Origin of the sequence: Streptomyces murinus, assembly GCF_002154555.1 — a bacterium.
In the GTDB taxonomy this organism is placed as follows: domain Bacteria; phylum Actinomycetota; class Actinomycetes; order Streptomycetales; family Streptomycetaceae; genus Streptomyces; species Streptomyces murinus.
Map to the genome: position 1 here is coordinate 1 of NZ_MUNF01000874.1, position 8,299 is coordinate 8,299.

Sequence of the window (8,299 nt, forward strand, 5' to 3'; positions counted from 1 at the left end):
CGGGCTCCCCACCCGGCCCGGCGCCGCCGAGGGGGGCGGCACCGGGCCGGGTGGGGAGCCCGATGTTGGTACGGGTGCCGGTGACGACGTAGCCCTTGACCCCGCCGGCCAGGGCGTTGCGCACCGCGCCGATGTCGTCGGCGGCGGAGAGGGCCAGCCCGTTGGGCCAGCCCGCGGCGCGGGTCTCGGAGAGCAGGGTCAGGCCGGAGCCGTCGGGCAGATGGACGTCGGCGACGCAGATGTCGCGGGGGTTGCCGATGCGGGGACGAGCCTCCGCGATGGACGAGGCCTCGATCACATCGCGCACACCGAGCGCCCACAGATGGCGGGTGACGGTGGAACGCACGCGCGGGTCGGCCACGACCACCATGGCGGTCGGCTTGTTCGGGCGGTAGGCGACCAGGCTTGCGGGTTGCTCAAGGAGAACGGACACCAGGCCTCCTGGGTGGGGGGACGGGGCCGGCTTGTGGGGAAGAAGCCGGGACGAACCGTGCTTTCAAGGTCACAGTCGTCTTCGGCAGCAAACGTGTCCGCCTTTAGAGAGTGATCACGATCTAGTGAGTAACAATCCGTGCAATTCGGACACGCGCTCGATCACCCGAAGATCGAATCGGTCCGAGCGGATGCGATTCGAGTTCACAATGTGGCCGTATCGACAAAGAGATGGTCAATAAGGTGCCCCGGAGGATGACGGCGCCCGTCACGCGCCGTCACTCACCGGGACTGCGGACCCCTGCGCTGAGGCAGCGTCACCACCGAGGTGTCACCAGGACCGGCCGGCGGCAGCCCCCCGACCTGGGCCAGCAGATCGCACCAGGAGATCAGATGGGCGGCCGTGTCCGGCACCCCGCCGCGGCCCTCGCGCGGCGTCCAGGAGGCCCGGATCTCGATCTGCGAGGCGGCGGGCCGGTCGGCGAGACCGCCGAAGTAGTGCGAACTCGCGCGCGTGACGGTGCCGCTCGGCTCGCCGTAGCCGAGGCCGCGCGCCCCCAGCGCCCCGGTCAGCCAGGACCAGCACACCTCCGGCAGCAGCGGATCGGCCGCCATCTCCGGCTCCAGCTCCGCCCGCACCAGCGTCACCAGCCGGAACGTGCCCCGCCAGGCGTCGTGCCCGGCCGGGTCGTGCAGCAGCACCAGGCGCCCGTCGGCCAGCTCCTGCTCGCCGTCGACCACCACCGCCTCCAGCGCGTACGCGTACGGCGCGAGCCGCTGCGGCGCGGGGGTCGGCTCCACCTCGATCTGCGGGCGCAGCCGGCAGCCGCGCAGGGCTTCGACCGCGGCCCGGAACGCCGGCGGACCCGCGGCACCCGGGTGCCGGTCCGCCTCCTCGGTGTCCTTCACGTCGCCCAATCCGTCAGCGCCTTCCGACCTGTGTCCGTGAGCCGCAGCCATGCGGGGAAGAGTAAGGGGAATCGGGCCTCTGCGCAGGCAAGACACCCCGCGACGTGCGCTTGCTCGCCGCCTGTGCACGGCCCGTCCACACCGCATGCGAGACTTTTCCCGTGACCGCCAACGACGCCCCTTCGGGCAAGCAGCCGACCGCGACGTACGACAGCGCCTTCCTCAAGGCGTGCAGGCGCGAAGCCGTGCCGCACACCCCCGTGTGGTTCATGCGCCAGGCCGGCCGCTCGCTGCCCGAGTACCGCAAGGTGCGCGAGGGCATTCCGATGCTGGAGTCCTGCGCGCGGCCCGAGCTGGTCACCGAGATCACCCTTCAGCCGGTACGGCGGCACGGCGTGGACGCGGCGATCTACTACAGCGACATCGTCGTCCCGCTCAAGGCCATCGGCGTCGACCTGGACATCAAGCCCGGCGTCGGCCCGGTCGTCGAGCAGCCCATCCGCACCCGCGCCGACCTGGCCCGGCTGCGCGACCTGACCCCCGAGGACGTCCCGTATGTCACCGAGGCCATCGGGATGCTCACCCGCGAGCTGGGCGCCACCCCGCTGATCGGCTTCGCGGGCGCCCCCTTCACGCTCGCCAGCTACCTGGTCGAGGGCGGCCCGTCGCGCACGTACGAGAACGCCAAGGCGATGATGTACGGCGACCCCCAGCTGTGGGCCGACCTGCTCGACCGCCTCGCCGACATCACGGCCGCCTTCCTGAAGGTCCAGATCGAGGCCGGCGCCTCCGCGGTGCAGCTGTTCGACTCCTGGGCCGGCGCCCTGGCCCCCGCCGACTACCGGCGCTCGGTGCTGCCCGCCTCGGCCAAGGTCTTCGACGCGGTCGCGGACTACGGCGTGCCGCGCATCCACTTCGGCGTGGGCACCGGCGAGCTGCTCGGTCTGATGGGCGAGGCCGGCGCGGACGTCGTCGGCGTCGACTGGCGCGTCCCGCTGGACGAGGCCGTCCGCCGGGTCGGCCCCGGCAAGGCGCTCCAGGGCAACCTGGACCCGACCGTGCTGTTCGCGGGCAAGGACGTCGTCGAGGCCAAGGCCCAGGAGGTGCTGGACGCCGCCGCGGGTCTGGAGGGCCATGTCTTCAACCTCGGCCACGGCGTGATGCCCAAGACCGACCCGGACGCGCTGACCCGCCTGGTGGAGTACGTCCACGGCGCGAGCGCCCGCTGACGCTCACCAGTTGGGGTAGGAGGGCCGCGCGCGCCTGCCGAACAGCAGGCCGGGCGGCTCCGGCGGGGGCGGGGTGCCCGGCTTCAGCGGCAGGGCGATGAGCAGGCCCACCAGGAAGCCGATCACATGGGCGACGTACGCCACCGTCCCCGCGCCGGACACCCCCTGCCCGGACGAGTACACGGCCTGGAGCACGAACCAGAAGCCCAGCACCAGCCAGGCCGGCAGCCGCAGCGGCAGGAACACCAGGAACGGCACCAGCACCCAGACCCGGGCCCTGGGCCACAGCACGATGTAGGCGCCGAGGACTCCGGCGATCGCGCCCGACGCGCCGATCAGCGGGTCGCCCGAACCGGCGTTCAGCAGCGCGAAGCCGTATCCGGCCGCGTAGCCGCAGACGAGGTAGAAGACGACGTAGCGGATGTGGCCCATCCGGTCCTCGACGTTGTTGCCGAAGATCAGCAGGAACAGCATGTTGCCCAGCAGGTGCAGCCAGCTGCCGTGCACGAACATCGCCGTGAACACCGACAGTGGCGGCGACTTGTGGAAGCCGCGCGGGGCCACCACACAGCCGGGGCCGTGCGGGCCGACGCCCACCTGGCCCGTCGGCACCAGCTGCGGGACCCGGCCGTGGATCAGCTCGCTCGGGACCGCCGCGAAGCGGTCCATGAAGGCCTCCAGATGGCACAGCTGCGCCAGGTTCTCGCCACCGGTCAGGGAACCGGGCATGCCGGGCGTCGCCAGGAACACCAGGACGTTCGCGGCGATCAGCGCGTACGTCACCCAGGGGGTGCGGCGCACCGGATTGATGTCATGGACGGGGATGACCACGAAGGAGTAGTGCCCGGCGAGCCCGCGGTCAATCGACCGGCCCCGCCGAACGGTCGCGCGCCGGTCAGCTCCCGGTCAGCTCCCGCGCACCTTCCGCGCCGCCTTGCGCGCGGCCACCAGGACCGGGTCCCACACCGGTGAGAACGGCGGCGCGTAGCCGAGGTCCAGGGCGGTCATCTGCTCCACCGTCAGCCGCGCGGTCAGCGCCACCGCCGCGATGTCCACCCGCTTGGCCGCGCCCTCCCGCCCCACGATCTGCACACCGAGGAGCCGTCCGGTGCGGCGTTCGGCGAGCATCTTGACGGTCATCGGGGAGGCACCCGGGTAGTAGCCGGCCCGGCTGGTCGACTCGATGGTGACCGCCTCGAACTCCAGGCCCACCCGGCGCGCGTCCTTCTCGCGCAGACCGGTGCGGGCGATCTCCAGGTCGCAGACCTTGCTGACCGCCGTACCGACCACACCCGGGAAGGTCGCGTAGCCGCCGCCCGCGTTGCTGCCGATGACCTGGCCGTGCTTGTTGGCGTGGGTGCCCAGCGGGACGTACTGCTCCTGCCCCGAGACCAGGTTCAGCACCTCCACGCAGTCGCCGCCCGCCCAGATGTTCTGGTGGCCGCGCACCCGCATGGCCAGGTCGGTGAGCAGCCCGCCGTGGGCGCCCAGCGGCAGCCCGGCGGCGCGCGCGAGGGCGGTCTCGGGAAGGACGCCGATACCGAGGACCACCACGTCGGCCGGGTACTCGGCGTGCCGGGTGGCCACCGCGCGGACCCGGCCGTCCTCGCCGGTGCGGATCTCGGTGACCTCGGTGCCGTTCACCATGGTGATGCCGAGGCCCTCCATGGCGCGGTGCACCAGGCGGCCCATGTCCGGATCGAGGGTCGACATGGGCTGCTCGCCGCGGTTCACGACCGTCACCTCGAAGCCCCGGTCGATCAGCGCCTCGGCCATCTCCACGCCGATGTACCCGGCGCCCACGACCACCGCGCGCCGGCCCTTCGCCCGGGTCAGCGTGTCGATCAGGGCCTGCCCGTCGTCCAGGGTCTGCACGCCGTGCACCCCGGGGGCGTCCGCGCCGGGCAGCTCCGGGCGGACCGGACGGGCTCCCGTGGCGATCACCAGCTTGTCGTACGACGTCCAGGACTCGGTGCCGGACTCCAGGTCCCGCGCGCGGACCCGCTGCCCCGCCACGTCGAGTTCGGTGACCTCGGTACGCAGCCGCAGGTCGATGTCCCGGGCGCGGTGCTCCTCGGGGGTGCGGGCGATCAGGTCGTCCCGCTCGGGGACCGCGCCGCCCACCCAGTAGGGGATGCCGCACGCCGAGAACGAGGTGAAGTGACCGCGCTCGAACGCCACGATCTCCAGCTCCCCGGGCCCCTTCAGCCGCCGCGCCTGCGACGCCGCCGACATGCCCGCCGCGTCCCCGCCGACGACGACCAGCCGCTCCCGCCCCTGATGCATGCTCATGAGGACACGCTAGAGGGTCCGGGTCGCGACGCGGCGCGGGACCTACGGCCCTATCAGCGCTGTCAGTGGGGTCTGAGAGAGTGGGGACCATGAGCGCAACGGGTACGAGTTCGGGGCACGCCGTCGTCATCGGAGCGGGTGTCGCCGGTCTGGCCGCCGCCCACCGGCTGCTGGAGCGCGGCGCGCGGGTGACGGTCCTCGAAGCGTCCGAGCGGGTCGGCGGCAAGCTGCTGCCCGGCGAGATCGCGGGCGTCCGGGTCGACCTCGGCGCCGAGTCGATGCTCGCCCGCCGCCCCGAGGCCGTGGCCCTCGCCCGCGAGGTCGGCCTGGACGACCGGCTCCGGCCCCCGGCGATCGCGAGCGCCGCGATCTGGACCCGCGGCGCGCTGCGCCCCATGCCCAAGGGCCATGTGATGGGCGTGCCCGGCACCGCCGCCGCCCTCGCCGGCGTCCTGTCCGAGGACGGCCTGGCCCGCATCGAACAGGACGCCGTCCTGCCCCGCACCGAGGTCGGCGACGACGTGGCGGTGGGGGAGTACGTGGCGGCGCGCCTCGGCCGCGAGGTCGTGGACCGCCTCGTCGAACCCCTGCTCGGCGGGGTGTACGCGGGCGACGCGTACCGCATCTCGATGCGCTCCGCCGTCCCCCAGCTCTTCCAGGCCGCCCGCGCACACGCCTCCCTGACCGAGGGCGTCCGCGAGATCCAGGCCAGGGCCGCGGCCGCGCAGCAGTCCGGGCCCGTGTTCATGGGCATCGAGGGCGGCGTGGGCACCCTGCCGCTCGCGGTCGCCGAGTCCGTCCGGGCGCGCGGCGGCGAGATCCGCACCGAGGCCCCCGTCACCGAGCTGCGCCGGGACCCCTCGGGCGGCTGGCGGATCACCGCGGCCGGGCGGCAACTGCACGCCGACGCCGTGGTGGTCGCCGTACCCGCCCCGGCCGCCGCCCGGCTGCTGCGCGCCGAGTCCCCGGCGGCCGCCGCCGAACTGGCCGCCGTCGAGTACGCCTCGATGGCCCTGATCACCCTCGCCTACCGGCGCGCCGACCTGGACCTGCCCGAGGGCAGCGGCTTCCTGGTGCCGCCGGTCGACGGACGCACCATCAAGGCCGCCACGTTCGCCTCCCAGAAGTGGGGCTGGATCGCCGAACAGGACCCGGACACGGTCGTGCTGCGCACCTCGGTGGGGCGGTACGGCGAGACGGCGGTCCTCGGCCGGGACGACGCCGACCTGGTGGAGGTCTCCCGGCACGACCTCCGCGAGGCCGTCGGCATCGAGGCCGCGCCGGTCGGGACCCGGGTCACCCGCTGGACCGACGGACTGCCGCAGTACCCGGTCGGGCACCACGGACGGGTGGCCCGGATCCGCGAGCACATCGCCAAGCTTCCGGGCCTCGCGGTCTGCGGCGCGCAGTACGACGGCGTGGGCATCCCCGCGTGTGTCGCGAGCGCGAACGCGGCCGTCGATCAGCTGTCCGGTGATCTGCGCGGGGTCGAGGAGCTGACGGCCCACCCGGTGCAGAGCCTTCACGGCGGAGCAGGAGAATAGGAACCATGAGTGACGACGCCCCCACCACCGAGTCCGGCAGGATCCCCAACAAGGGCAAGCTGGCCAAGGACCTGAACGATGTCATCCGCTACACCCTGTGGTCGGTCTTCAAGCTGAAGGACGTGCTGCCGGCCGACCGCGCGGGCTACGCCGACGAGGTCCAGGAGCTGTTCGACCAGCTCGCCGCCAAGGACGTGACGATCCGCGGCACGTACGACCTGTCCGGTATGCGGGCCGACGCCGATGTGATGATCTGGTGGCACGCGGAGACCAGCGACCAGCTCCAGGAGGCGTACAGCCTCTTCCGCCGCACCAGGCTGGGCCGCGCGCTGGAGCCGGTGTGGTCCAACATGGCGCTGCACCGCCCGGCCGAGTTCAACCGCTCGCACATCCCGGCGTTCCTCGCCGACGAGACGCCCCGCGACTATGTGAGCGTCTACCCCTTCGTGCGCTCGTACGACTGGTACCTGCTGCCCGACGAGGACCGCCGCCGGATGCTCGCCGACCACGGCAAGATGGCCCGCGGTTACCCGGATGTGCGCGCCAACACGGTCGCCTCGTTCTCGCTGGGCGACTACGAGTGGATCCTCGCCTTCGAGGCGAACGACCTGTCCCGCATCGTCGACCTCATGCGCCATCTGCGCGGCTCCGAGGCCCGGATGCACGTCCGCGAGGAGGTCCCGTTCTACACGGGCCGCCGCAAGGACGTGGCGGACCTGGTGGCGGGGCTGGCGTAAGGCTCAGCCCGCCGTCCGTCCCCGGCCGGGGACGGGTTCGGCGCGGGGCGCGCAGGACGCGTTCCGCGCCGGGAGGCGGCCCGTCAGCAGATAGTCGTCCAGATAGCCGTTGACGCATTTGTTGGGGCCGCCGCCGATGCCGTGCGTGCCCGCGCCGCGCTCGGTCACCAACAGGGAGCCGGTCAGTCGCCGGTTCATCTCCAGGGCCCCCGAGTACGGCGCGGCCGCGTCCCGTTCGGCCGCCAGGATCAGCACCGGGGGCAGCGCGCCGGGCGCGGTGCGCACGTCCAGGGGCCGCTGCCGGGGCGCGGGCCAGTACGCGCAGGGCAGGTTCATCCACGCGTTGTCCCAGGTCTCGAAGGGCGCGACGCGGGCCAGCCGGGTGTTGTCCCGGTCCCACACCGCCCAACTGGTGGGCCAGGGCGCGTCATTGCACTCGACGGCGGTGTACACGGCGGTGCCGTTCTCCGCCGCGGCCGCCGACGCGGGGTCCGGCGCGGCCAGTGCGACCAGCGGTTTCGGGTCGCCGTGCAGATAGGCGGAGAGGGCGGCGGCCCGGCTCGGCCAGGCGGAGTCGTAGTACCCGGCCGTCAGGAACGCGTTCTGCAACTGGCCAGGCCCGACCTTCCCGCCCGCCGGTCTCCGGGCCAGCCGCGCGGCGGCGGTGTCGTAACTCCCCTGCACCTTCAGCGGTGTGTCGCCGAGCCGGTACACGTCGTCGTGCCGGGCGATCCAGTCCCGCACATCCGCCCAGCGTTTCTCGAACGCGGCCGACTGGTCGAGGTTGCCGCGGTACCAGATCTGCTCCGGATCCGGGTTCACCGCCGCGTCCAGCACCATCCGGCGGACATGGGAGGGGAATATCGCCGCGTACAGCGAGCCGTAGTACGTGCCGTACGACGCGCCCAGGAACGTCAGCCGGTCCTCGCCCAGCGCGGCCCGCAGGACGTCCAGGTCCCGCGCGTTGTTCAGGGAGGTGAAGAAGCGCAGCCCGGGGCCCGAACGCCGGGCGCAGCCGCGGGCGTACGCCTTCGCCTCCGCCACGCGCTCGCGTTTGTACGACTCCGAGGGCCGCGACGGCGCCAGGGTGGGCGCCTTGCCGAACTGCTTCGGGTCCTCGCAGGACAGCGGCGCGGAGCGGCCCACCCCGCGCGGG

At 73.0% G+C, this 8,299-nt stretch carries 8 protein-coding genes; 3 read left to right on the forward strand and 5 right to left on the reverse strand.

What is annotated here, in order from left to right:
- Together CCN72_RS36130 and CCN72_RS36135 are read right to left on the reverse strand one after the other, a co-directional pair.
- A partial coding sequence (locus CCN72_RS36130) for a response regulator (RefSeq protein ID WP_107430286.1) occupies nucleotides 1-433 on the reverse strand: 433 nt, incomplete at its 3' end.
- Between the two features lie 281 nt (nucleotides 434-714).
- Nucleotides 715-1,392 carry a DUF3000 domain-containing protein gene (locus tag CCN72_RS36135; protein ID WP_078967357.1) on the reverse strand — a complete coding sequence of 226 codons (678 nt, stop codon included), beginning with the start codon at nucleotides 1,390-1,392 and terminating at the stop codon, nucleotides 715-717.
- A gap of 110 nt (nucleotides 1,393-1,502) precedes the next feature.
- Between CCN72_RS36135 and hemE the strand changes: the two genes are divergently transcribed.
- Entirely contained in the window at nucleotides 1,503-2,570 is a 1,068-nt protein-coding gene (gene hemE / locus CCN72_RS36140) for a uroporphyrinogen decarboxylase (RefSeq protein WP_086812592.1), read from the forward strand.
- 3 nt (nucleotides 2,571-2,573) lie between these two features.
- Here the strand turns inward: hemE and CCN72_RS36145 are convergent, their stop codons facing one another.
- A complete protein-coding gene (locus CCN72_RS36145; protein WP_086812593.1) occupies nucleotides 2,574-3,401 on the reverse strand; it encodes a rhomboid family intramembrane serine protease in 828 nt (275 codons plus the stop codon).
- A gap of 75 nt (nucleotides 3,402-3,476) precedes the next feature.
- The gene (locus CCN72_RS36150; RefSeq protein WP_086812594.1) at nucleotides 3,477-4,862 is read right to left on the reverse strand and encodes an FAD-dependent oxidoreductase; all 1,386 of its coding nucleotides are present in this window, start codon (nucleotides 4,860-4,862) and stop codon (nucleotides 3,477-3,479) included.
- An 89-nt stretch (nucleotides 4,863-4,951) separates the two neighbouring features.
- Here CCN72_RS36150 and hemG point away from each other — a divergent pair, with 89 nt between their 5' ends.
- Nucleotides 4,952-6,406 carry a protoporphyrinogen oxidase gene (gene hemG, locus CCN72_RS36155; RefSeq protein ID WP_086812595.1) on the forward strand — a complete coding sequence of 485 codons (1,455 nt, stop codon included), beginning with the start codon at nucleotides 4,952-4,954 and terminating at the stop codon, nucleotides 6,404-6,406.
- A gap of 5 nt (nucleotides 6,407-6,411) precedes the next feature.
- Complete coding sequence (hemQ, locus tag CCN72_RS36160) at nucleotides 6,412-7,143, forward strand: hydrogen peroxide-dependent heme synthase (protein WP_086812596.1); 732 nt, start codon at nucleotides 6,412-6,414, stop codon at nucleotides 7,141-7,143.
- Between the two features lie 3 nt (nucleotides 7,144-7,146).
- Here hemQ and CCN72_RS36165 read toward each other — a convergent pair.
- The coding region (locus CCN72_RS36165; RefSeq protein ID WP_107430288.1) for an alpha/beta hydrolase at nucleotides 7,147-8,299 on the reverse strand (1,153 nt) is incomplete at its 5' end.